At 67.7% G+C, this 23,121-nt stretch carries 18 protein-coding genes; 8 read left to right on the top strand and 10 right to left on the bottom strand.

Going from position 1 to position 23,121, the window contains the following annotated elements; translation table 11 throughout:
• Positions 1–49 precede the first annotated feature (49 nt).
• Complete coding sequence (locus ACOYW6_RS10420; RefSeq protein WP_423141246.1) at positions 50–2,821, bottom strand: TonB-dependent receptor plug domain-containing protein; 2,772 nt, start codon at positions 2,819–2,821, stop codon at positions 50–52.
• A 214-nt stretch (positions 2,822–3,035) separates the two neighbouring features.
• Complete coding sequence (locus ACOYW6_RS10415) at positions 3,036–3,317, bottom strand: hypothetical protein (RefSeq protein ID WP_423141245.1); 282 nt, start codon at positions 3,315–3,317, stop codon at positions 3,036–3,038.
• Positions 3,318–3,551: 234 nt separating this feature from the next.
• On the opposite strand from ACOYW6_RS10415, the gene polA reads away from it, so the two are divergent.
• The 3 genes from polA to ACOYW6_RS10400 all read left to right on the top strand — a co-directional run bounded on the left by polA (position 3,552) and on the right by ACOYW6_RS10400 (position 8,920).
• Positions 3,552–6,407 (top strand): DNA polymerase I, encoded by a 2,856-nt coding sequence (polA, locus tag ACOYW6_RS10410; protein WP_423141244.1) that lies wholly within the window; start codon positions 3,552–3,554, stop codon positions 6,405–6,407.
• An 82-nt stretch (positions 6,408–6,489) separates the two neighbouring features.
• Positions 6,490–7,794 carry a sensor histidine kinase gene (locus ACOYW6_RS10405; RefSeq protein ID WP_423141243.1) on the top strand — a complete coding sequence of 435 codons (1,305 nt, stop codon included), beginning with the start codon at positions 6,490–6,492 and terminating at the stop codon, positions 7,792–7,794.
• A 40-nt stretch (positions 7,795–7,834) separates the two neighbouring features.
• On the top strand, positions 7,835–8,920 hold the full coding sequence (locus tag ACOYW6_RS10400; protein ID WP_423141242.1) for a mechanosensitive ion channel family protein: 1,086 nt from the start codon (positions 7,835–7,837) through the stop codon (positions 8,918–8,920).
• Positions 8,921–8,942: 22 nt separating this feature from the next.
• Here the strand turns inward: ACOYW6_RS10400 and ACOYW6_RS10395 are convergent, their stop codons facing one another.
• Positions 8,943–11,255, bottom strand: coding sequence for a CDC48 family AAA ATPase (locus ACOYW6_RS10395; protein ID WP_423141241.1), 2,313 nt, complete (start codon positions 11,253–11,255; stop codon positions 8,943–8,945).
• A gap of 395 nt (positions 11,256–11,650) precedes the next feature.
• Positions 11,651–12,130 (bottom strand): COG3650 family protein, encoded by a 480-nt coding sequence (locus tag ACOYW6_RS10390; RefSeq protein ID WP_423141240.1) that lies wholly within the window; start codon positions 12,128–12,130, stop codon positions 11,651–11,653.
• A 196-nt stretch (positions 12,131–12,326) separates the two neighbouring features.
• Here ACOYW6_RS10390 and ACOYW6_RS10385 point away from each other — a divergent pair, with 196 nt between their 5' ends.
• From ACOYW6_RS10385 to ACOYW6_RS10370, 4 genes are all read left to right on the top strand, one after another.
• Positions 12,327–13,046: a CoA transferase subunit A gene (locus ACOYW6_RS10385; RefSeq protein ID WP_423141239.1), complete on the top strand. Its 720-nt coding sequence runs from the start codon at positions 12,327–12,329 to the stop codon at positions 13,044–13,046.
• Between the two features lie 71 nt (positions 13,047–13,117).
• Entirely contained in the window at positions 13,118–13,813 is a 696-nt protein-coding gene (locus ACOYW6_RS10380; protein ID WP_423141238.1) for a hypothetical protein, read from the top strand.
• A gap of 25 nt (positions 13,814–13,838) precedes the next feature.
• Entirely contained in the window at positions 13,839–14,474 is a 636-nt protein-coding gene (locus ACOYW6_RS10375) for a CoA transferase subunit B (RefSeq protein WP_423141237.1), read from the top strand.
• A 91-nt stretch (positions 14,475–14,565) separates the two neighbouring features.
• Positions 14,566–15,228, top strand: coding sequence for a ferritin-like domain-containing protein (locus tag ACOYW6_RS10370; RefSeq protein ID WP_423141236.1), 663 nt, complete (start codon positions 14,566–14,568; stop codon positions 15,226–15,228).
• A gap of 22 nt (positions 15,229–15,250) precedes the next feature.
• On the opposite strand, the gene metK is transcribed toward ACOYW6_RS10370, so the two are convergent.
• Both metK and lnt read right to left on the bottom strand, forming a co-directional pair.
• Positions 15,251–16,468: a methionine adenosyltransferase gene (gene metK / locus ACOYW6_RS10365; RefSeq protein WP_423143113.1), complete on the bottom strand. Its 1,218-nt coding sequence runs from the start codon at positions 16,466–16,468 to the stop codon at positions 15,251–15,253.
• 43 nt (positions 16,469–16,511) lie between these two features.
• Positions 16,512–18,068, bottom strand: a complete 1,557-nt coding sequence (gene lnt / locus ACOYW6_RS10360) for an apolipoprotein N-acyltransferase (protein WP_423141235.1) — start codon at positions 18,066–18,068, stop codon at positions 16,512–16,514.
• A 110-nt stretch (positions 18,069–18,178) separates the two neighbouring features.
• Here lnt and ACOYW6_RS10355 point away from each other — a divergent pair, with 110 nt between their 5' ends.
• Positions 18,179–18,862: an SOUL family heme-binding protein gene (locus ACOYW6_RS10355; protein WP_423141234.1), complete on the top strand. Its 684-nt coding sequence runs from the start codon at positions 18,179–18,181 to the stop codon at positions 18,860–18,862.
• Between the two features lie 2 nt (positions 18,863–18,864).
• Here the strand turns inward: ACOYW6_RS10355 and ACOYW6_RS10350 are convergent, their stop codons facing one another.
• The 4 genes from ACOYW6_RS10350 to hisS form a co-directional block, all read right to left on the bottom strand.
• On the bottom strand, positions 18,865–19,686 hold the full coding sequence (locus tag ACOYW6_RS10350) for a DUF4167 domain-containing protein (RefSeq protein ID WP_423141233.1): 822 nt from the start codon (positions 19,684–19,686) through the stop codon (positions 18,865–18,867).
• Positions 19,687–19,931: 245 nt separating this feature from the next.
• Positions 19,932–20,768, bottom strand: coding sequence for a peptide chain release factor N(5)-glutamine methyltransferase (gene prmC, locus ACOYW6_RS10345; protein WP_423141232.1), 837 nt, complete (start codon positions 20,766–20,768; stop codon positions 19,932–19,934).
• Entirely contained in the window at positions 20,761–21,831 is a 1,071-nt protein-coding gene (gene prfA, locus ACOYW6_RS10340; protein ID WP_423141231.1) for a peptide chain release factor 1, read from the bottom strand. Before prfA ends, prmC begins: the two co-directional genes overlap by 8 nt.
• A complete protein-coding gene (gene hisS / locus ACOYW6_RS10335) occupies positions 21,828–23,045 on the bottom strand; it encodes a histidine--tRNA ligase (protein WP_423141230.1) in 1,218 nt (405 codons plus the stop codon). Before hisS ends, prfA begins: the two co-directional genes overlap by 4 nt.
• Positions 23,046–23,121 lie beyond the last annotated feature (76 nt).

Here is a 23,121-nt window from a genome sequence, read left to right as displayed (position 1 = left end):
AGGCCCGCGGGGATCGCTCCCCGCGGGCCTTTTCCTTAGCTTGCCGCGATCAGAAGTCGACCGAGACGCGCCCGTAGAGGAAGCGGCCGTTGAACCCGAACGGCGAGAAGGTCGAATAGGGCAGGAACTCCTGCGTCACCGGGTACTGTCCCCCGACCGTGGCCGGTCGCGGCCCGTAGGGTGAGCGGGTGGGATAGACGTCGAACAGGTTGTCCGCGCCCGCAGTCAGCGTGATCCGGCTGGTCGGCTTGAAGCGCAGTTCCAGGTCGGTGATCCACTTGGGGTCGAGGAACACGTCGTCCGGCCCGTAGTCGGTCAGGCTGGCGGGATTGGCGATCGGGAAGGTGGCGTTGGGCGAAACCACCTTGCCATAGCGCGTAGTGCGCAGCCCGACGCCGAACTTGCCGACATCGCCGTCGAGGCTGAGGACGATCTTGTCGCGCGGCTGGCCCTGCGTGAAGCGGATCGATTCGACCCGCCCGAAAGGCACCAGGCCGGGGATCGACGCGAGCGGACCAAGATCGTTGTGATAGGTCAGGATCTTGGTCTTGTTATAGTTGTAGGCCGCGGTCAGGTTCCAACGGCCTACCCCTTCGCCCAGCGGCAGGCGCCAGTTCATCACCGCGTCGACGCCCTGGGTGCGGGTGTCGAGGCCATTGATGAAGAAGCGCGCCGCGCTGACCTGCGGGAAGCTCGCCTGGATCAGGCTGGTGACCGCCGCCTGTACGGCGCTGGTGTTGCCAGTGCCGCCGTTGCCGAGAATCTCGGTCAGGACGATACGGTTGTTGATCTTGATGTTGTAGTAATCGACCGTGAAGTTCAGCCCGCGCAGCGGGTTGGCGGTAAAGCCGGCGGACAGGTTGACCGATTTTTCCGGCTTGAGCGGCTTGGACCCCAGGCGCTGCGCGATCGGGCTGTTCACCGACAGCGTCGCCACGTCGACAAGCTGGCCGCTGACGATGTTGGTCGACGTGGTGGTGAAGAACTGCTGGTGCAGCGACGGGGCGCGGAAGCCGTTGGAGACCGATCCGCGCACCGCGAACCCGGGCACGAATTCATAACGCGCCGCCAGCTTGCCGGTAACCGCGTTGCCGAAGTCCGAATAATGCTCGAACCGGCCGGCCCCGGTCAGGCTGAAGCCTCGGAACGGGTCGGTATCGAGCTCGAGGTAGGCGGCCTGGTTGGTGCGCTGCACGTTGGTCCGGCTCGACGCCGGGATGCCGGGGAAACCCTGCGCGCCCACGGCGGCGGCGCGGCCCGGGAACGAGCAGGTCGTGCCGCTGTAGGCGCCGCCCTGCGCGGTGCAGTTGGCCAGCGTGGTGTTGGTGATCGCGGGCTTGAAGTACGGCCCGGCGGCATAGGAGGTCACCTCGCCCGGGCGCTCGGCAAACCGTTCGAGCCGGTTCTCGGCGCCGAACGCGACGGTCAGCGGCTTGGCCAGGCCAAGGTCGTATTCGCGGCTGACATCGAGCGTGGCCAGGTACTGGCTGTAGCGCAACCCGCCGGCATCGAACGAACGCTGACCGCCCGGACCGTAGCTGGTGTTGAGCGAGTTCTCGACCCGGTAGTCGAACTCGTTGTGGCCGTAGCTTATCGCGGTTTCGGCCTTCCACTCACCCGCGGTGGTCCGCAGCCCGGCGGTCGCCGAATAGTCGGTCAGGTCGGACTGGATGAAGGGCAGAAAGCCGTCAGCGGTCAGCGGCACGAAATTGGCCGCGTTCGCGGTCTGGCCCGGCGCCAGCACCGAGTAGTCGCGGTTGGTCGATGCCGATTGCTGGCGGAAGTTGGCCGCGCTCAGCGAATCGCGCTGGTTGAAGCTGGCGTACGTGAAGAACTCCACCGAATCGCTGATCGGCACCCCGGAGTTGAGGAACAGGACGTAGTCGTCAGCGGCGGGATCGCCGAACCGGTACTCAAGCCGATCGAACGTCAGCTCGCGCGGGTCGAAAGCCGCGGTGGGACGGTTGTAGTTGGGGCGCAAGTCGAAGCCCTGGCGGTTGGTATAGCCGCGGTGGCGGTATTCGCCCGTCACGTTGATGAAGCCGTCGTTGTTGCCGAAGAAGGGCAGGCCGACGTTGCCCGACACGGTGTAGGTCTCGCCGTCGCTGACATGACGCTCGCCATCGGTGGTCGCCGCCAGATAGCGCGACGAAGCCGACCCGGCGGCATCGGCGGGATCGAAGAACGGCTGTCCGCTGGCGGTCTGCAGGCCGGTCACGTTGGCAACGCCGTCCAGCGTGGTGTCGAACTTGCCGTAGCTGGCGGTCATGCGGCCGCCGTGATTGGCGGTCTTGAGGCGCAGGTTGATCACGCCGGCGATAGCGTCGGAGCCGTACTGCGAGGAGGCGCCGTCGCGCAGCACCTCGACCCGGTCGAGCGCGATCGTGGGGATCGAGTTCATGTCGACTGCGGCCGAACCACGTCCGACCGAACCGTTGATGTTGAGCAGCGCCGAGACATGGCGGCGGCGGCCGTTGACCAGCACCAGCACCTGGTCGGGCGACAGGCCGCGCAGCGTTGCCGGACGGATCGCGTCGGTGCCATCGTTGATGGCGGGCTGCGGGAAGTTGAAGCTCGGGACCAGCTTGTTCAGGATCTTGTTCGTCTCGCCCGAGCCGCTGGTGGTCAGCGCCTGGTTAGACAGAACGTCGACCGGCACGTTCGACTGCTCGACCGTACGGTTCGCCGACCGGGTGCCGGTGACGATGATGGTGGAACCGGGTGTGCTCTCGTCGGTCGCGGGGGCGTCTTGCGCCAGCGCCGGAGTTGCGAGCGTGAACAGCGAAAGCGAAGCGAGCAACGAAGCGCGAAGCGTCTGCATGGTATTGGGCCCCTGAGCGGCACCGGATCAGCCCGGCGTCCCGGACCGCTAAATATTGCCTTCGCGCTCCATCCGAAAGCAGCGTGTTACGATTTTGCGTCACTGTTGCGTCATTGACACGATCGTTGCGTAGCCGGGGCCGCACGCGAACAGAAAAGGGCGCCGGGATTGCTCCCGACGCCCTTGTCCGTTTTTAATTGCCGTGAGGCGAAGATTACATCTTCTTCTCAGCGTCCGAAGCCGCGGCGGCGGCGTCGGTGGCGGCCGTCGAAGCGGCGGCGGCAGCGTCGGTGGCGGCGGTCGAAGCGCCGGCAGCGGCGTCGGCGGCACCCATGGCAGCGTCGGTGGCGGCCATCGAGGCGTCAACCGAAGCGTCCGAAGCGGTCATCGCCGCGTCCGAAGCAGTGGCGGCGGCGTCGTCGGCGGTCTTGTCACCGCAGGCCGACAGGGTCAGGGCAGCGCCGGCAACGGCGGCGGCGAGAACGAACTTGCGCATGAATGGTATCCTTAAGAACAGCGAGTGGACCACGCGCGCCAGCCGGAGCTTCCGCGCGGAAAGCCTACCTCGACGGTAGACTTCGCCGCGTCAAATAATCGGCTTCCAAAACCTATGCAAGCAATTGTCGCTTGGCCGCGCCCCGGCCCCGCCGGGCCGCGGGCGCCGCGCCTCGCTGGAAGAGAGCGGAAAAGGCGCATTTCGCGCGCGCGCCGGCCCTGCTAGGCCGGGCCGATGGACACCAAGCAGCATCTCTACCTGGTCGACGGTTCGGCCTATATCTTCCGCGCCTATCACCGCCTGCCGCCGTTGACGAACCCGCGCGGAACCCCGGTGGGTGCGGTCTATGGCTACACGACCATGCTGTGGAAGCTGGCCGACGACCTTAACAAGGCGGACGGGCCGACCCACCTGGCGGTAATCCTCGACAAGGGTTCGACCAGCTTTCGCAACGCGCTGTACGACCAGTACAAGGCCAACCGGCCGCCTCCGCCGGAAGACCTGGTGCCGCAGTTCCCGTTGATCCGGGATGCCACGCGCGCGTTCAGCCTGGCCTGCATCGAGGAGGACGATCTCGAGGCGGACGACCTGATCGCCTCTTACGCCCGCGCCGCCACGCTGCAGGGTTGGGACGTCACCATCGTCAGCTCGGACAAGGACCTGATGCAGCTGGTCGGCAAGTGCAGCGAAGGCGGCGGCTGCATCGACATGCTCGACACGATGAAGAGCCAGCGCATCGACGTGGCCGAGGTCGAGGAGAAGTTCGGCGTCAGGCCCGAGCTCGTCGGCGACGTGCTGGCGCTGATGGGTGACAGCGTCGACAACGTGCCCGGCATCCGCGGTATCGGGCCCAAGACCGCGACGAAGCTGATCCAGGAGCACGGCAGCCTGGAAGGGGCGCTGGCGGCGGCGCCGGAGATGAAAGCCGGCAAGCTGCGCGAAAGCCTGATCGAGCAGGCCGACATGGCGCGCCTGTCACGCGTACTGGTGCAACTCAAGGAAGATTGCGCGCTGCCGATTCCGATCGAGGACTTCAAGCTATCGGCCATTCCGAAGGAGCCGCTGGCCGCATTCCTGACCGAGCACGGTTTTACCAGCCTGTTGAAACGGCTGGACGACGGGCGCGGCAGCCCCGGCCCGAAGACGCAGCTCAATCCGGCCAAGCCGGTGACGCCGGGCGCGCTCGCCATTCCGGGCGGCAGCGGCCAGTCACTGCCCGAATGGCCGGCGATCGACCGTGAGCGGTATGAGTGCGTCCAGACGCCCGAAGCCCTGCAACGCTGGATCGACAAGGCCTTTGCGGCGCGGCTGGTAGCGGTCGATACCGAAACCAGCGCGCTCGACGCCATGCGCGCGGACCTCGCCGGGATCAGCCTGTGCACTGGCGCGGGCGAGGCTTGCTACGTTCCGCTCGGCCACTTCAGCGAAGGCGGCGGCGGCACCGACATGTTCACGCAAAAGCCCGCTCAGGTGCCCTTGATGCAGGCGCTCGCGATGCTGAAGCCGCTGCTTGAGAGCGAGGCGGTCATCAAGGTTGGACAGAACATAAAGTACGACATCAACATCCTGGCTCGGCACGGCATCGACCTGGCGCCGGTCGAGGACACGATGATCGCCAGCTTCGACCTCGACGCCGGGCGCAGCCTGGATGGGATCGGCGGCGGCCACGGCATGGACGAACTCGCCGTACGCCACCTCGATTACACGACGCTCACGTTCAAGGAGATTTGCGGCACCGGCAAGAAGGCCATCCCCTTCGGCGAGGTGCCGCTCGACCGGGCCACGCAGTATGCCGCCGAGGATGCGGAAGTGACCTGGCGGCTGTGGCAGGTCCTGCGGCCCCGGCTGGCCGGGGAGGGCGCGACGCGCGTCTATCAGCGCGTCGACCGCCCGCTGATCCCGGTCGTCGCGGCGATGGAGCGGCACGGCATCAAGGTCGACCGCGACAAGCTGGCCCAGCTCTCGGCCACTTTCGCGACCGAGATCGCGCGGCTCGAGGGTGAAATCTTCGCCTCTGCCGGGCACGAATTCACCATTGGCAGCCCAAAGCAGCTGGGTGACGTGCTGTTCGAGAAGCTTGGCTACAAGGGGGGCAAGAAGGGCAAGACGGGGCAGTACTCGACCGACCAGTCAGTGCTCGAAGGACTGGCGGCGCAAGGTGCGCCGGTGGCGAACCTGGTTCTCGAATGGCGCCAGCTGTCCAAGCTGCGGTCCACCTACACCGAGGCGCTGCAGGCCGCGATCAACCCCGCGACCGGGCGGGTCCATACCAGCTACAGCCTCGTCGGGGCGCAGACCGGGCGCCTGTCGTCGACCGACCCGAACTTGCAGAATATCCCCATCCGTACCGAAATCGGCCGCCAGATCCGCGATGCCTTCGTGGCTGAGCCCGGCAACGTCCTCCTTGCCGCCGACTATTCGCAGATCGAACTGCGGCTGGCTGCGCACATGGCCGACGTCCCCGCTCTGAAGGAGGCATTTTCCGCGGGCGAGGACATTCACAGCCGCACGGCCGAGGAGATGTTCGGCACGGTCGACCGCGACACCCGCGGCCGCGCCAAGACGATCAACTTCGCCATCCTTTATGGCATCAGCCGCTGGGGCCTGGGGGGGCGGCTGGGGGTGACGGCGGACGAGGCGCAGGCCATGATCGACCGCTATTTCGAACGCTTTCCGGGTATTCGCAATTACATCCACGCCACGCTGGAAAGCGTGCGCGGCTGCGGATATTCGGAGACCCTGTTCGGCCGCAAGACGTGGTTCCCGCGCATCGGGTCGAACAATCCGAACGAACGCGCCGGGTCCGAGCGCGCGGCCATCAACGCGCCGATCCAGGGAACCAGCGCCGACATCATCAAGCGCGCGATGGCACGCATGATGCCGGCGCTGCAGCAAGCCGGCCTCGGCCACGTGTGCATGCTGCTGCAGGTCCATGACGAGCTGGTGTTCGAACTTCCCGAAGTCGACGTCGCGGCCGCCAAGCCGGTGATCGAGCGCGTCATGGCCGAGGCGGCACAGCCCGCAGTCCGGCTCGACGTGCCGCTGGGCATCGAGATCGGCACCGGGCCGAGCTGGGGCGCGGCGCACTGACGCCGGTCATCATGCCAAGATGCTCGAATAGCCCGGGTTTTGCGCGGTCGCCAAGCCCGGCTCGCTGCGCTAGGCACGCCGCATGATCGCGACGCCACAAGGTGAGAAGCCGCGCCGCGGCCCGTGGCGCGGTGCGCCGCGGCTGCCGGTGCTGATGCTGTTCGCACTGGTGGCGATCGGGCTGATCGGCGGGCTGTTGCTGATCGTCGCGACCCTGAAGGCCGAGCAGCGCGAGCGCGCCCAGGCGCAGCAGACCGAGCTCATCGTCGGACTGCTGGCCGGCATCGGCCGGATCGCCGTCAACGCCGAGACCGCGCAGCGCGGCTACTTCATAACCAGCGACGACCGATACCTGCGTCCTTATCGCGCCGCTCGTGCGCAACTCGCGCCGCTGAGCGATGAACTTCGCCGTGCCGTCTCCGCGCGCAGCCCCGACCAGCTCGCGCTAGCCAACGAAATCACCGGCCTGGCCGCGGCCAAGTTCGCAGAGATCGAGGCTACCGTCGTGCAGCTTGGCGCCGGCGATCGCGAGGGGGCGCAGCGGCGCATCCTGACCGACGAGGGGCAGCGGCTGATGGAACGGCTGCGCAGCGATATCGACCGGCTCGACGCCATCGAATCGGGCCGTCTCGACACCATTCGCGCCTCGTCGGTAGCGAACGAGAATCGCATCGTGCCGCTGCTGGTGTCGCTGATGGGACTGATCGTCATCGCGCTTGCGCTTGGCCTCAGCCAGGTTCTGCGCGCCGCGCGGGCCGAGGCGAGCGAGGCGCAGGCCGCTAACTTGCGGGCCGCGCGCGACCGGGCGGACCTCCTTGCGGGAGAGCTGAACCACAGGGTCAAGAACCTTTTCGCCGTGGTCCTGGCGATCGTAAGGATGTCGGGCCGCGAAAGCCCCGAAAGCAAGCCCGCGATCGAGCAGGTTGCCGGCCGGATAGAAGCGCTGCTGAAGGCGCACTCGGTCACGCAAGGATCGCCCCATCACCGCGTCGCCCGTCTGGACGAACTGGTCGATACTGCGCTGGCGCCTTACCGGACCGGCGCGACCACGTGCGCCGCCGAAGGTCCGAAAGTGGAGCTGCCCGAGGCGGCTATCGTGCCGGTCGGGCTCGTGCTGCACGAACTTGCCACCAACGCGGTCAAGTATGGCGCCTGGTCCAGGCCGGGCGGCCATATCGACGTACATTGGCTCTGCAACGACCAGGACGAGCTGCATCTGACCTGGCGCGAGCGCGGAGCCACCGGCGTCGTCGCGCCGGCCCCGGGCAAGGAAGGGTTCGGATCGTCACTGGTCGATGGCGCGGCGCGGCAGATCCGTGGCCGCTTCGAACGGCGTTTCCATGACGACGGCATGGAGCAGCACCTGGTCTTCCCGCTGACCCGCTGACGGGTTGTCAGCAGCAGGCGCGGCGGGCAGGACGCTGCGCATGCCTGCAACGCCCAATTCGCTTCGCGCACTCGGCGCGATGACCGCCCAGTGGACCGAGGCCGGGATCATCGCGGCGGTCGCTGTGGCCATCGCGGTGCTGATCCATTTCGGCGTCTTCGCGTTGCTGCGGCGATTGGTCGGCTATTCGTCGTTTCGTACCGACGATGCCGTGGTGGCGCGGCTGCGCGGCCCGACGCGCGTGCTGATGGGCGCGCTCGGACTGGCGATCGCCGCGCCGCTCAACCCCATCCTTGCCTTGTTGTGGGCCGATTTCGGGCGGCTGCTGGTCGCGGTCCTGATCGGCTGGTGCGCGTTCGCGCTGGTCGGCGGCATTGCCGGCGGGCTGGACCAACGCGCATCCTCGCAAGGCGACAGCGAAAGTGCGCGCAGCCAGCGCACCCGCATCCGCATCCTGTCGCGCACGCTGCGCTTCCTGATCGGCTTCGTCGTCATCGCGCTGATCTTGTTTGCAATCCCCGGTGTGCGCACCATCGGCACCACGCTGCTGGCCTCGGCGGGTCTGGCCGGCCTTGCAGTAGGCGCTGCGGCGCAGCCGGCGCTCAAGTCGCTGATCGCCGGGCTGCAGATCGCGCTGACCGAACCGATCCGGATCGACGACTACATCGTGATCGATGGCGAGGCGGGCCGGGTCGAGGATATTCGTCTCTCCTACGTCGTCATCCGCACCGGTGACGAGCGGCGCCTGATCGTGCCGACCGCCAAGTTTCTCGATGGCAGCTTCCAGAACTGGACCCGCGCCGGCGGCGGCATCCTCGGCTCGGTCGTGCTGCCGATCCTTCCCGGAAACCCGGTCGAGCCGATCCGCGCCGCCTATCTCGCCGCGATCGACAAGGAGGGCGACTGGGATCGCCGCAACGCTTCGCTACAGGTGTCCGATGCGAAGATCGATGCAGTCGAATTGAAGCTGGTCATGAGCGCGGCCGAACCGGGCGCGCTCAACCGCCTGCGCAACACCATGCGCGAGATCATGCTCGACTGGCTGCGCTGCCGGATGCCCGAAGCGCTCAAGCGCGAGGGGCCGGACGACGGCGGCCCGGCGCTGCCGGCACCGCCCACGGCCTGAGCCGCAGGGCGGTGCCCGCCGGTCAAGGCGCGTGCTTGCTCTCGCGCGTCGGCGTAACCATGCCGGGTGCCAGGAAGCCGATCGGCGGATTCACCTCGGCAGCGCGCTTCTTGAGCTCGCCCTTCATCCGGGCGTATTCTTCCTCCATCGCCTCGGTCACCGTGGCGCGCGAATCGACCAGCGCCTCGGCAAAGTCGGCGGCGGTCACGGTCTCGACCTTCACGCCGCTCTTGCGGATGGCGTTTAGGCCGGCACGGCGCACGACGTCCTCGAGATCGGCGCCGGTAAAGCGCTCGGTATCGCGTGCCACCGCCGCCAGGTCGACGTCGCTCGCCAGGGGCATCTTGGACGTGTGGATCTTGAGGATGTGCTCGCGACCGGCCGCGTCGGGCGTGCCGACATAGACCAGTTCGTCGAAACGGCCCGGGCGCAGCAGCGCCGGGTCGACCAGCGTCGGCCGGTTGGTCGCTCCGATCACGACGACCGAGTTCAGCTCCTCCATCCCGTCCATTTCGGCCAGGATCGTGTTGACCACGCGCGCGGTCGCCTGCGGCTCGCCCATGCCCGAGCCGCGCGCCGGTACCAGCGAATCAATCTCGTCGATGAAGATGACGCAGGGCGCGACCTGGCGGGCGCGGGCGAACAGCCGGGCGATCTGCTGTTCGCTTTCGCCGTACCATTTGGACAGCAGGTCGGACGACTTGATGGCGATGAAGTTGGCTTCCGCCTCTTTCGCCACAGCCTTGGCCAGCAAGGTCTTGCCGGTGCCGGGCGGCCCGTAAAGCAGAAAGCCCTTGGCCGGCCTGATGCCCAGGCGGCGGAAGGCGTCGGGATTGCGCAGCGGCAATTCCACGCCCTCGCGCAGCTTCTCCTGCGCTTCGCCAAGCCCGCCGATATCGTCCCAGCCGACATTCGGGACCTGCACCATCACTTCACGCATGGCGCTGGGCTGGATGCGCTTCATCGCGGCCAGGAAATCGTCGCGCGTGACCGACAGGTTCTCCAGCACTTCGGCAGGAATGGTCTGCGCTTCGAGATCAAGCTGCGGCATGATCCGGCGCACCGCGTCGATCGCGGCCTCGCGCGTCAGCGCCGCCAGGTCGGCGCCGACGAAGCCGTGCGTGGTGCGCGCCAGTTCGTCCAGATCGACATCCTCGGCCAGCGGCATGCCGCGGGTATGGATACCGATAATCTCGCGCCGGCCGCTTTCGTCCGGCACACCGATGACGATCTCGCGATCGAAACGGCCGGGCCGGCGCAGCGCCTCGTCGATCGCGTCGGGCCGATTGGTGGCGGCGATGACGACGATGTTGGAGCGCGCCTGCAGCCCGTCCATCAGCGTCAGCAGCTGGGCCACAAGGCGCTTTTCAGCCTCGCCCTGAACCTGCCCACGCTTGGGGGCGATCGAATCGATCTCGTCGATAAAGACGATCGAAGGGGCCGCCTTGGCGGCTTCCTCGAACACGTCGCGCAGGCGCTTTTCCGATTCGCCATAGGCCGAGCCCATGATTTCGGGCCCGTTGATGGTGAAGAAACTGGCATCGCTCTCGTTGGCGACCGCGCGGGCAAGCCGCGTCTTACCGGTGCCTGGCGGGCCGTGAAGGAGAACGCCCTTGGGCGGATCGACGCCCAGACGGGTAAACAATTCGGGATAGCGCAGCGGCAATTCGACCATTTCGCGCAGCTGGCGGATCGTGTCTCCCATGCCGCCGACGTCGTCGTACAGGACGTCGCCGCGCGGCGCGTTGGCTTCCTCGAACTCCTCGCGCAGCTCCACCTCGGTGTTCTCGTCGATGAAGACGATGCCCTTGGGCACGGTCGAGACCACGGTGAGGCGGATCTGGGTGAGTGCAAAGGCGGGCGCGTTGAACATCCGCGCGACTTGCGGGGGCATGTCCCCCACGCGCTGCTGCCCGGCGGTGGCGACAAGGTCGCCGGCGACCAGCGGGCGACCGAAGAAGTTGCGCTTCAGCGCTTCGGACGGGCCCTGAAGGCGGATGTCGCGCTGCGAAGGGGCGAACACCACGCGCTGGGCGGGGCGCGATTCGGCGCGGCGGATTTCGACATGCTCGCCGGCACCGACTTCGGCGTTCGACCGCTGCAGGCCGTCCAGGCGGATGACCTCGAGGCTTTCGTCTTCGGCATATGTGTGGACCGCGCGCGCGGCAGTGGCCTGCTTGCCGACGATTTCGATCGTGTCGCCTTCGGCAATGCCCAGGGCCGCAAATGCGGTGCGCGGCAGGCGGGCGATGCCCTGGCCGCTTTCCTCCTGCCTTGCGTCGGCTACGCGCAGCTTGATCGTGCGCTCGTCCACCTTGACCGCGGCTTCCGCCATCTCGTTCTTCGCCTTCTTCGCTGTTGTCCCGGGACCCGGGCTAGAAAAGCGAAGGTGGGGTCGAGGTTCCGCGATTGCAAACCGCGGCTGGCCAAGAGCGTACGCGCAATCGCGCCCATGAAAAAAAGGCCCGAACGTTGCCGTCCGGGCCTTGGAAGTTTTGGGAGAGGATGCCTGAAAGGCAGGCTCTAAGTGCCGTCGGGACGGTTTTTGTGCAAGTGCGAAAAGAGCAAAAGTTGTTGCGGAATTTGCATCATACCCATTGCGTGACGCGCAATGGCGCCCGTATTCTGCCCTTTTCTACGGCAATCTCTGCCTAAAAATTGGACATTGCCCAAGGGTCGACCATGCGCGGATTGCAACCGGGTATCCTGTCCGCCGCGGTGCAGCAAAGGTCAGGGTGCGGGCGCCGCTTTCAAGCGGTCAGGCGTTTCCGCGCATCCCGGCAGCGATTGTCCGTTGCGGCGCAGTACCGCGCGCCAACGATAGGTCCGGTCGCTCATCCCGTCGCTGCAGTCACGCCGCGCGATGGCAAGCACGAAGTTGGCCTGGTCAAGCCGGCCAACCAGAACTGCGCCCTCCGGCGTGGCGCGGCGCGTGATCGCAAACGTCGAGCCGGGACCATCGGGCGCTGACCAGGCGACCGTGTCGCCAACGATGTCGGCCGACCAGAACGGCTCGGTGCCGAGCGCGCGCAGGCGCGGCGGCAGGTCGGCCGGCGTCATATCCGGCGGCGCCGGGTTTGACGGGGTGCGCCCGGCCGGGGCTTGCGCGGCGCTCGTTTCGGGCGCGGCAGGCGACGGCTGGTCCCCGCCAGTCGTTCCGGGTTCGCAGCCTGCGGCCAGGAGCAGTGTCAGGGCAATCGCGAACCGCATGGCCGCGAAGGTAGCGGCGCCTGGTGTAGGCCGCCAGCTGTTTGCGCCCGTTCTTCAAAGCGGTTTTTGGATTGGTCGAACCTTGGCAATTGCCCCGCTGCGCCTTGCAATTGCCGCGCAGCGCGTTGCAATTGTCCGGACCGCCACTTTCGACTAGCGCGGCGCGAGCCTACCGAGCGATGAGGACAGTCCTGCCATGAACAAGCTCTACCCCGATGCCGCTGCTGCATTAGGCGGCGTGCTGCGCGACGGCATGCTGATCGCCAGCGGCGGCTTCGGCCTGTCGGGCCTGCCCGAGCGGCTGCTGGACGCGGTGCGGGATTCGGGCGTGAAGGGCCTGACCTTTTTCTCCAACAACGCCGGCATCGACAACGAAGGGATCGGCAAACTGCTGCGCACGCGGCAAGTTAAGAAGATGGTGTCGTCCTACGTCGGCGAGAACAAGGAGTTCGAGCGGCAGTACCTGGCCGGCGAGCTTGAGGTCGAGTTCTGTCCACAGGGCACGTTGGCTGAACGAATGCGTGCTGGCGGCGCCGGCATTCCGGCCTTCTACACGAAGACCGGCGTCGGCACGCTGGTGGCGGAGGGCAAGGAGATCCGCTCATTCGACGGCCCGAACGGCCCCGAGGACTATGTTATGGAGCGCGGCATCTTCGCCGACCTGGCGCTGGTGAAGGCGTGGAAAGCCGACGAGACCGGCAACGTGGTATTTCGCAAGACTGCACGCAACTTCAACGTACCCGCCGCGACCTGCGGCAAGGTCTGCGTGGTCGAAGTGGAAGAGCTGGTCCCGGCCGGCAGCCTCGATCCCGACGCCATCCACCTGCCGGGCGTCTACGTCCAGCGCATGATCGTGGGTGCGCCGTATGACAAGAAGATCGAATTCCGTACCGTCAGGCAGCGCGAGGCAGCGTGATAACGGCGCGCGCGTCCTGGTCGGCCCTGATCGCCCTGGCGTTGTTACCGGGGTGCGTCGCCGCGGTGCCAATGGCGGCTGCCGGCGCGCTGGCCAGGGGCGTGAGCCGGGAGAAGCCGCGCACTGACGACATCGGTCCGCAAGTCGTTGCCAGCCAGGTCGTCCAGACCGATCTCAAGGCGCTTCCGGCGCCGACCAGCGCCGCCGCGGCGTCCCCGATCGGCGCGTTCGCGGCCTACGCGCTGGCGCAGGCGGCACTGCCCGAGGGGACGGCGCGCGATTCGGTGGTGATCGATCCCACGTCGGTCATGGCGGGCCCCAGGCGCCTGCCGTGCGCGGCGCAGCCCCCCGCGGTCGTGCTCGACCTCGATCCTGCCACCGGCACGTTCGATCCGAACGACGCGCCGACCCCCGCACCCGGCCTGATCGACGCGCTGGGCAAGCTGCGCGCGGCCGGGTTGACGGTTTTCTGGAAGTCGGCCCTGCCCGTCGCACGCGCTGATGCGGTCTACACGGTGCTGCGCGCAGTCGGCCTGGATCCCGACCGCACCGATCGCCTGCTGCTGGTGCGCGGCGGCGACGATACCAAGGAGGCGCGCCTGGTGGATGCCGCGCGCGACTGGTGCTTCGTGGCCGCCGCTGGCGACCGTCGCGGCGATTTCCTCGAAGCGCTCGATTACCTGCGCAATCCTGCGGACCCGATCGCCACCACGGTCGAGCCGCTGATCGGCAACGGCTGGTTCGTTACGCCCACGCCGATCGACTGACCACTGCAACGGAGACCGTCCCGACATGCCCTGGACTCGAGATGAAATGGCTGCGCGCGCCGCGCGTGAGCTCAAGGACGGCTACTACGTCAACCTGGGCATCGGCATCCCGACGCTGGTCGCCAACAACATTCCCGCCGGCATGACCGTGACGCTGCAGTCGGAAAACGGGATGCTCGGAATCGGGCCGTTCCCTTACGAGGACGAGGTCGACGCCGATCTGATCAACGCCGGCAAGCAGACTATCAGCGAACTGCCCCATTCGGCCTATTTCGACAGTGCGCAGTCGTTCGCGATGATCCGCGGCGGCCATATTGACCTGACCGTGCTGGGCGCGATGGAAGTCAGCGAGAGGGGCGACATCGCCAACTGGATGGTGCCCGGCAAGATGATCAAGGGCATGGGCGGGGCGATGGATCTCGTCGCCGGCGTCAAGCGCATCATCGTCGTGATGGAGCACAATTCGAAGGACGGCGGCGCCAAGTTCGTGCCCGAATGCACGCTACCGCTGACCGGCAAGAACGTGGTCGACATGATCGTGACCGACCTGGCCGTGTTCGAGCGCTCGGACCACGCCTCACCGTTTCGCCTGATCGAACTCGCCCCGGGGGTGAGCGCGGACGACGTCGCCGGGCGGACGACCGCCCACTATCTGACCTGATCGGGGAAACCGTTCGGATACTTGGGGAACTGCGCGTGCCGGCGGTGCGTTCCCTCCAATCAGGCTAGGCAGATTTGCCAGACGAGGGTCCATGCTGCCGATTTCAGGTTTCCGCGAACGCTATCTCGACGTTCTGGCGTCGGTTTACATCTACAACGAACATCGCGGGTACACCTCGCTCGACCGCGTGCTGGAGGCAGTGCGTGCGCGCTGTCCGGACGACCTGGAATTCCAGCGCGATATCGAGAAGCACCGCGCCGACGAGCACAAGCATTACGTCATGTTTCGCCGCTGGTTCGAACGGCGCGGGCGGATGCCGCTGGTCGTCGATCGCGGCGTCGGCCACATCGACCGTTTTATACAATGGGTGTTCCGCTGCTCGATCGAGGAACTCGATACCGACGACATCGTCGAAACGCCCGACGAGTTCGAGCGACTGTGCCGGGTTATCATGCTGACCGAGCAGCGCGGCTATGCGCAGGTGGAAATTCTGCTCAAGAACAGGGTCATCCAGGGCGATCCGATCATGAAGAAAATCTTCGAGATCGTGCACAAGGACGAGCCCGACCATTTCCTGCCCTACCAGCGGTGGCTTGAGCGCGAGGGCCGGGCGACCGCCCGCTGGAACGAGCGCGCCGCGGACTGGACGATTCACAAGATACTGATGCTGGCCAAGATCCCGTCGCTGTTCCTCGATTCGGGCCGGGAGCGCATGACGCGCTGGCCTGACGAGGACACCGCCGCCTACGCCTGAAGGCGCGGCGGCGGCTGGAGGATCAGGCCGCGGCGGTTTTCAGCGCGCCGGCGATGTCGGTCTTTTCCCACGGGAACAGATCGCCCTCGGCCTTGCGGCCGAAGTGGCCGTATGCGGCGCTGGGCGAATAGATCGGCTTGTTGAGGCTGAGCCCGGTGCGAATGCCGCGCGGGGTCAGCCCGCCGAGCCTGGCCTGCGCCACGCTCCAGATCGCCTGCTCAAGCTTGTCGTCAGAAACGGTCCCGGTGCCATGCGTGTCGACGTAAAGCGACAGGGGCTCCGATACGCCGATTGCGTAAGCGAGCTGGATCGTGCAGCGCGTGGCCAGGCCCGCAGCGACGAGGTTCTTGGCCAGGTAGCGCGCGACGTAGGCGGCGCTGCGGTCGACCTTGGTCGGGTCCTTGCCGGAAAACGCGCCGCCGCCGTGCGGGGCCGCGCCGCCATAGGTGTCGACGATGATCTTGCGGCCGGTCAGGCCGGCGTCGCCGTCCGGGCCGCCGATCTCGAACGAACCGGTCGGGTTGATGTGATAGACGGTTTCGTCGCCGATCAGCTCGGCAGGCAGAACGTCGGCGACGACCTTCTTCACGTAGGCCTTGAGTTCGGCTTCCTGCTCGCCTTGGTCATAGCCCTTGGCGTGCTGGGTGGAGACCACGATCGCGGTCGCGGCAACCGGCTTGCCGCCTTCGAAGCGCAACGTGACCTGGCTCTTGGCGTCAGGCTCGAGGAACGGGGCCGCGCCCGAGTGGCGATCCTCGGCCATCCGGGCGAGGATCTTGTGGCTGTAATCCAGCGTGGCCGGCATCAGGTCCGGCGTCTCGTCGCAGGCGAAACCGAACATGATGCCCTGGTCGCCCGCGCCTTCTTCCTTGTTCTCGCCCGCGTCGACGCCCTGCGCGATGTGGGCGGACTGGGGATGCAGGTTGTTTTCGAAGCGGAGCGTTTCCCAGTGGAAGCCGTCCTGTTCGTAACCGATGCGCTTGACCGTCTCGCGCACGGCGGCTTCCACCTTCTCGGGAATTCCGGGGGCCCAGTTACCCGCTTCGTCCATGATGCCGTTGCCGCGGATCTCGCCCGCCAGCACCACCAGCTGCGTGGTGGTCAGCGTTTCGCAGGCGATGCGCGCTTCCGGGTCGATACCCAGGAACAGGTCGACGACCGCGTCCGAGATCTGGTCAGCGACCTTGTCGGGATGGCCTTCGGAAACGCTTTCGGAGGTGAACAGGTAATCGCTGCGCATGGTCTGGATGCTCATATAAAGGTTTCTTTATGTCAGCCCGGTCTTAGCCAAGCCGGCGCCGGCTGGCAACCAGCGACAGCACCGCCAGAAGCGCCGCCCAGGCAAGCGGCAGCGCGTTGCCGAGCCGCGCGAACAGCGTCGGCGGTGCAGGCGGCGGCACCGTCGTATCGATCCGCCCGGGCAAACCGCTGGGCAGGTACCGGCGCACCGCGCCCTTGGCGTCGATCACCGCGCTGATGCCCGTGGTGGTGGCACGCAGGATCGGCATGCCTTCCTCGATCGCGCGCAGCCGCGCCTGGGCAAGGTGCTGGGGCGGTCCCCAGGCGCCGAACCAGCCGTCGTTCGACGGGTTGAACAGGTAATCGGGCCGGTTGGCGCGGTCGACGACCTGGCCAGAAAAGACGATCTCGTAGCAGACCTGGATGCCTGCCCTGCCCCACGGTCCGAGGTCCAGCGTCTGCGGGCCGGGACCGGGCAGGAAATCGATCGAGCCGGGCACCAGCCGCGACAGCCCGATCGGTTCCAGCAGCGTGCGCATCGGCAGGTATTCGCCGTAGGGAACGAGGTGCGCCTTGGCATAGCCGCCCATGATCGCGCCCGAAGCATCGAGCGCGGTGACGACGTTGCGCGCCCCGGTCAGCCGGTCGCCGGCAAACGCCAGGTCGACCGTACCCGTCATCAGTAGCGATCCCGGGCCGATCACCCGGCCGAGCCGGGCCCGCGCGGCCGCGGGATCGCCGCCGAACGTGGTGGCGTCGTAAGCGCCGTGGGGATAGCCGGGCCGCAGATAGTCGGGGACGCCGCTTTCTGGCCACAGCACCAGTCGCTGGCGCGCGTCCTTCGGCGCGGAAAGCGCCGCCGTGCGCTGGAAATGCTCTTCGTAGCGAGCCGGGTCGTCGAGCGTTTCCTGCGCGATGTCGGGCTGGACCAGCGTTACCGGCAGCGTTCCCGGGCGCGAATCGCCGCCCAGCGGCAGCAGGAACGGCAGCAATGGCAGGATCGCCAAGGTCCATTTGCCGCGTGCCACTGCGATCCAGAGCCCTCCCGCCAGCAGCGCGACCAGGCCCGACAGCGCGTACGTGCCAAGCCAGGGCACGATCCGCGCCAGCCCGGGGTGGGCATAAGTGCCCAGCGTCACCGCTCCCAGCGGATTCCACGGAAAGCCGGTGCAGACCCAGCCGCGCAGCCACTCGGCGACGATCCAGCAGGCCCCGGCGGCATAGACCAGCGCCACCTTGCCGTTGGGCGCGAGCGCCCGTGCCGCTGCGAACGACAGCGCCGGGAAGACCGCCAGGTAGAACGATAAAAGGACCACCGCGATCATGCCCAGCCAGGCCGGCATCGCCGCCTGGAAGCCGAAGGCGGTCGCGATCCAGGTGTTGCCGATCGTGAAGTGGCCAACGCCGAACAGCCATCCCAGACCCGCAGCGCGCTTCCACCCGCCCTGCGCCACCAGCGCGAACATCGCGGCCATCGCTGCCAGCGTCAGCGGCCACAGCATCAACGGGCGAAACCCGAGCGCCGCAACCGCACCAAGGGCGAGCGCCGCCACGCGGGGGTGCGCAAGCGCAAGGGCGGCCGGTCGGGAAAGGACAGTCATCGCTGCGGGCTTGTGGCGGCTCGCCGGCGGGCGCGCAAGCGCGCTGGAACCGCATGGCTCCGACGCGACTTGCCACCGGTAGAGCGTGACGTTTCCCGAGGAGAGCCGATATGTCGCTTGCCGCCGCCTTGCCGCTGCACCGCCGCACCGCCGCCAGCCGGATCGGAGGGCGCCTTGGCGCCGTTGTCGCCGGGGCGGGCCTGATCGCCGCGGGCGGGTTCGCCGCCTATTTCATCAACGAGCGCCGCCAGGAAGAGGCCGCGCACGCGGTGGTAGAGACCGACGGCGCTTTCAGTCTGCGACGCTACCGCCCGCTGACCGTCGCCACGGTGACTCGCGCCGGTCAGTTGTCGGAGGCGATGGAACGCGCGTTCGGATCGCTGGCGGCCTACATTTTCGCCAAGCCCGGCGGGCGTGCCGATGCGCGCAGCGATGCCAGGATCGCGATGACGGTTCCGGTTTCGGCCGCGCCGTTGGATGACAAGTGGCAGGTCCGCTTCGGACTTCCGGCCGACATGCCGCGATCGCGGCTGCCCGCGCCCGGTGGCGATGTCGAAATCAGCGAAGTTCCCGGACGCATGGTCGCAGCCGTGCGCTTCGCCGGCCGCTCCAGCGACCGCGACCTTGTGGCCGAAAAACGCCAGGCACTGCTCGACTGGGTCGAAAGCCGGGGTCTGCTGGCGCTCGGCGAACCGGAATTCGCCGGCTACAACGCCCCGATCGTGCCGGGGCCGCTGCGCCGTAACGAGTGGTGGGTCGAAGTCGACTGGGCCGAGGGCCCGCTCGACAACTAGGCTCAGGCGTCGGCCACGGCCTCGACCGCGTCGTCGGCGGTCGGCTTGCGCCGGGGCGCGCGGCGGCGCGGCTTCGCCTCGGCCGTTTCGCCGGTGTCGGAGCTGTCATCCGCTTCGACGGGCTTGCGGGCGATCGACGGGGGCAGCGAAGCCGGGTCGAACACCTGTGCGCCGTCGCTGTCGTTACCGGCGTCGCCCGCAGGTGCAGCACGGTCGGCGCGGCGCGGCTTCAACCCGCGCGATCCGCGAACGAAGGGATTCTCGGGCGGCTCGTAGGGATTGGCGCTGTCCGCCGCGGCGGGCTGGGGTGCTTCGTCCTCGGCCACTTCGACCTCGCGCTGGGGGCGCTCCTGGCGGCGCGGCCGATCCTCGCGGCGGGGACGCTCTTCGCGGGCCGGGCGTTCGTCGCGCGCGGGGCGCTCCTCGCGCTGGGGGCGATCGTCCTGCTGTTCGCGGCGCTGGTACGGCTGGTCAAAGCTCGGGAAATCGTTGTTGTCGCCGAAATCGCCATCGTCGCCGCTATCGCCGCCGTCGTCCTGCGAGCGGTCATTGCCGCGGCCGCCGCGCTGCTGCTCTTCCTGGCGTAGGCGCTGATCGGCAAGGACGCGGAAATAGTGGTCCGCGAACTGGAGGTAATATTCGGCCTGGACCCGGTCACCGTTGAGGTGCGCGTCCTGCGCCAGCTTGCGGTACTTTTCCAGCAACTGGGGGGCGTTGCCCCGCGCCCGGCTGTCGATCCGATTGAGCTGCTGACCATTGCCGCCGCCGCCCGGACGATTGCCCCGGCCGCGCCGGCGATTGTTACCACGATTGTTGTTGTTCAAGGGTAAAGTCCTTCAAGGCGGCGGCCGCCATCGGTTTCCCCCGGGCGGTATGGCCGCATGACCCTATGTCCACAGCCCTCCCGAGAGCCCGTGGTCCCGTTATCCGCCTGGTGCGAAGCAACTGTGCCGCGACGCCTGATGCGAATGTCGGAGTGAACCGGCGGGATGCTGCGATACGGCATCCGGGCGCTGGTCCTGTCGGCGGAGATAGGCGCTTGCGGCGCTTTCGCCAAGGGAAAAGTGCGTCAGGACGACGATATTGGCCGCATTTCCACAGCCCTGTCGCGGCCGCCAAGGTCGCGGTGGACCTGTGCGGAAAGGCCTGCTGCAGCCGCGATGGCGGCCACGGCAGCGGCCTGGCTGGCCCCGATCTCGATCACCGCCACGCCGCCCGGCGCCAGCAGGGCGGGGATTTGCGGCACCAGCACGCGGTAGTCGGCCAGTCCATCCGGACCCGCGAACAGCGCGCCGTCGGGCTCGCGCCCGCGTACCGAGGGATCGAGCGCGGCGTCCGCCTCTACGTAGGGTGGGTTCGCAAGGATGAGGTCGAACCGGCCGAGCGCGTCGCTCCAGCCCGGTTCGGTCCAGTCGGCGCAAAGCAGGCGCGCGCGATCCTCGAGCCCCAGCGCCGCGGCGTTGGTAACTGCGATTTCAAGCGCCGCCGTGCTGCGGTCGATGCCGGTGCCGCGGGCCGCGGGCAGCTCGGCCAGGGCGGTCAGCAGGAGAATGCCCGATCCGGTGCCGCAATCGAGCACGCTGCGCGCCTGCGGCGCCGCCGCCAGTGCCGCCGCGATCACGCTTTCGCTGTCGCCGCGCGGGATCAGCACCGCCGGCGAGACCGCGAACGTGCGGCCATAGAACTCGGCATCGCCCAGAATGTAGGCCACCGGTTCGTGGTCTAGGCGCCGCGCCAGCAGCGCCGCGAAGCCGGGCGGCACCGGCGCCTGCATGTGCGACAGCAGCATCGCCTGGCGCGAAACGCCCAGCGCGTGCGCCATCAGCAGTTCGGCATCGGTGCGTGCCCAGGGGACGCCGATGCGCTCCGCGGCGCGCCGCAGCGCAGCACCGACCGCCTCAGTCACCCATCGCCGCCAGCCGCTTGGCCTGGTCCTCGGCGATCAGCGCGTCGACCAGCTCGCCAAGGCCGGTTCCCTCGAGCACTTCGGGCAGGCGGTGCAGCGTCAGGTTGATGCGGTGGTCGGTCACGCGCCCTTGCGGAAAGTTGTAGGTACGGATGCGCTCGCTCCGGTCGCCCGACCCGACCATGGCCTTACGCGCCTCGGCCTCGGCGCCGTGGACCTCGGCGCGGCGCGCTTCGTAAATGCGTGCACGCAGCACCTGCATCGCCTTGTCGCGATTGCGGTGCTGGCTGCGCTCGTCCTGCATGGCGACGACGATGCCGGTGGGAAGGTGCGTGATCCGCACCGCCGAATCGGTGGTATTGACGTGCTGGCCACCGGCGCCGGAGGAGCGGTAGATGTCGATCTTGAGGTCGTTCTGGTCGATCGAGACGTCGACTTCGGCCGGCTCGGGCAGGACGGCCACGGTCGCCGCGCTGGTGTGGATGCGGCCGCCGCTTTCGGTGACCGGCACGCGCTGCACGCGGTGGACGCCGCTTTCGAACTTCATCTTGGCGAACACGCCGGTGCCGGTGACGTTGGCGACGATTTCCTTGTAGCCGCCCAGGTCGTTGCTGGCGACGCTGATCGGCTCCACCCGCCAGCCCTGCTGCGCGGCATAGCCCTGGTACATGCGGAACAGGTCGGCGGCGAACAGCGCCGCTTCGTCGCCGCCGGTGCCGGCGCGGATTTCTAGCATCGCCGGGCGCACATCGGCGGAATCGCGCGGCAGCATCGCGATCGCGAGCGCCTGCTCGGCGGCGGGCAGCTCGGCCTCGAGGCGGGCGACCTCCTCGGCGGCGAGGGCCTTCATGTCGGCGTCATTGTCATCAAGCGCGCGCAATTCGGCCAGCTCGCCGCGCATCGCCTGAACCGCCTCTGCGGCGCGCGCAACAGGTTCAACCTCGGCATAATCGCGGCTCGAGGCGACGAATGCCTCCCCCTCCAGCGTGCCCGAGGCCAGCCGCGCTTCCAGCTCGGCAAATCGGTGGCGGATTTGCGACAGGCGATCGTCGGGGATGGTCATGCCAGTAGCGCTTCGATCTCGCTGGCGCGTTCGCCGCGCACGCGGGGGGCACCCTCGGCAAATGAGACGAGCGCCTTGGCACCCATTTTCGATGCCTTGTCGAAGCGCTTGCGTGGGCTGCCGGTGGCGACCAGGTCGGCACTGAAACCGGCTTGCCGCAGCACGCCGATCGCCTTGGTCGCGTCTGCCAGGCGTCCTTCGTCCTCGACCACGATGATGACGTCCGCAGCCGGATCGCCGCGCTCACCCACCAGCATCGCCAGCCGTTCGATACCCGCAGCCCAGCCGACCGCGGGGGTGTGTGCGCCGCCCAGGGTCTCGATAAGCCCGTCGTAGCGCCCGCCGCCCAGCACGGTGCCTTGCGCGCCGAGCCGGTCGGTGACGAATTCGAAGGCGGTGTGGCGGTAATAATCGAGGCCGCGCACCAGGCTGGGCGCGCGGGTGTAATCCACCCCGGCGGCGGCAAGCCCTTCGCAGACCGTGCCGAAGAACGCCTGCGCCTCGGCGGACAGGTAATCGTCGATCTTGGGCGCGTCGGCCACGAAGGCCTGGTCGCGCGGGTCCTTGCTGTCGAGGATGCGCAGCGGATTGCGCTCGAGGCGGTCTTGCGAGTCTTCCGACAGCGAACCGGCATGGTCGCGAAAATAGGCCACCAGCGCATCGCGCCAGGCATCGCGGCTGGCGCCATCGCCCAGCGTGTTGAGGTGCAGGGTGACGCCGTCGGCGATGCCCAGCTCGTTGAGCAAGTGGTCCGCCATGGCGAGCAGCTCGACGTCGGCTTGCGGCTCGCCCGCGCCGATGATCTCGGCGTCGAGCTGGTGGAACTGGCGGTAGCGCCCCTTCTGCGGACGCTCATAGCGGAACAGCGGCCCGTGCGTGGCGACCTTCAGCGGCGCGTATTGCTGCCAGCCATTGGTAAGAAAGCCGCGGGCGATTCCGGCGGTGAACTCGGGCCGCAGGGTCAGCGACTCGTCGCCGCGGTCGAGGAACGAGTACATTTCCTTCGACACCACGTCGGTCGTCTCGCCGATGGAGCGGCTGAACACCTCGGTCCGCTCGAACACCGGCATCTCGATGCGGCGAAAGCGGTAGAGCTTGCGCACGCGCTCGAACGTTTCGACGACGAAGGCGAACGCCTCCGCCTCGGCGCCGAAGATGTCCTGGGTGCCGCGGATCGCTGCCGGGGTCGTGACGCTTGTTTTGGAACCTGCCATGGCGCGGGCGCTTAACGCTTTCGGCAGGGCGGCGAAAGCCGCTCGTCGATTAGGCACTTGTTCATCCCCGGCACGC

The sequence above is a fragment of the Parablastomonas sp. CN1-191 genome (assembly GCF_049354825.1).
Taxonomy (GTDB): domain Bacteria; phylum Pseudomonadota; class Alphaproteobacteria; order Sphingomonadales; family Sphingomonadaceae; genus Novosphingobium.
This window is presented reverse-complemented; position numbering and strand designations above follow the sequence as displayed.

Coding starts and splice junctions, on each gene's coding strand:
- ACOYW6_RS10420 (WP_423141246.1), bottom strand. CDS start 2,821: ATGCAGACGCTTCGCGCTTCGTTGCTCGCTTCGCTTTCGCTGTTCACG.
- ACOYW6_RS10415 (WP_423141245.1), bottom strand. CDS start 3,317: ATGCGCAAGTTCGTTCTCGCCGCCGCCGTTGCCGGCGCTGCCCTGACC.
- polA (WP_423141244.1), top strand. CDS start 3,552: ATGGACACCAAGCAGCATCTCTACCTGGTCGACGGTTCGGCCTATATC.
- ACOYW6_RS10405 (WP_423141243.1), top strand. CDS start 6,490: ATGATCGCGACGCCACAAGGTGAGAAGCCGCGCCGCGGCCCGTGGCGC.
- ACOYW6_RS10400 (WP_423141242.1), top strand. CDS start 7,835: ATGCCTGCAACGCCCAATTCGCTTCGCGCACTCGGCGCGATGACCGCC.
- ACOYW6_RS10395 (WP_423141241.1), bottom strand. CDS start 11,255: ATGGCGGAAGCCGCGGTCAAGGTGGACGAGCGCACGATCAAGCTGCGC.
- ACOYW6_RS10390 (WP_423141240.1), bottom strand. CDS start 12,130: ATGCGGTTCGCGATTGCCCTGACACTGCTCCTGGCCGCAGGCTGCGAA.
- ACOYW6_RS10385 (WP_423141239.1), top strand. CDS start 12,327: ATGAACAAGCTCTACCCCGATGCCGCTGCTGCATTAGGCGGCGTGCTG.
- ACOYW6_RS10380 (WP_423141238.1), top strand. CDS start 13,118: ATGGCGGCTGCCGGCGCGCTGGCCAGGGGCGTGAGCCGGGAGAAGCCG.
- ACOYW6_RS10375 (WP_423141237.1), top strand. CDS start 13,839: ATGCCCTGGACTCGAGATGAAATGGCTGCGCGCGCCGCGCGTGAGCTC.
- ACOYW6_RS10370 (WP_423141236.1), top strand. CDS start 14,566: ATGCTGCCGATTTCAGGTTTCCGCGAACGCTATCTCGACGTTCTGGCG.
- metK (WP_423143113.1), bottom strand. CDS start 16,468: ATGCGCAGCGATTACCTGTTCACCTCCGAAAGCGTTTCCGAAGGCCAT.
- lnt (WP_423141235.1), bottom strand. CDS start 18,068: ATGACTGTCCTTTCCCGACCGGCCGCCCTTGCGCTTGCGCACCCCCGC.
- ACOYW6_RS10355 (WP_423141234.1), top strand. CDS start 18,179: ATGTCGCTTGCCGCCGCCTTGCCGCTGCACCGCCGCACCGCCGCCAGC.
- prfA (WP_423141231.1), bottom strand. CDS start 21,831: ATGACCATCCCCGACGATCGCCTGTCGCAAATCCGCCACCGATTTGCC.
- hisS (WP_423141230.1), bottom strand. CDS start 23,045: ATGGCAGGTTCCAAAACAAGCGTCACGACCCCGGCAGCGATCCGCGGC.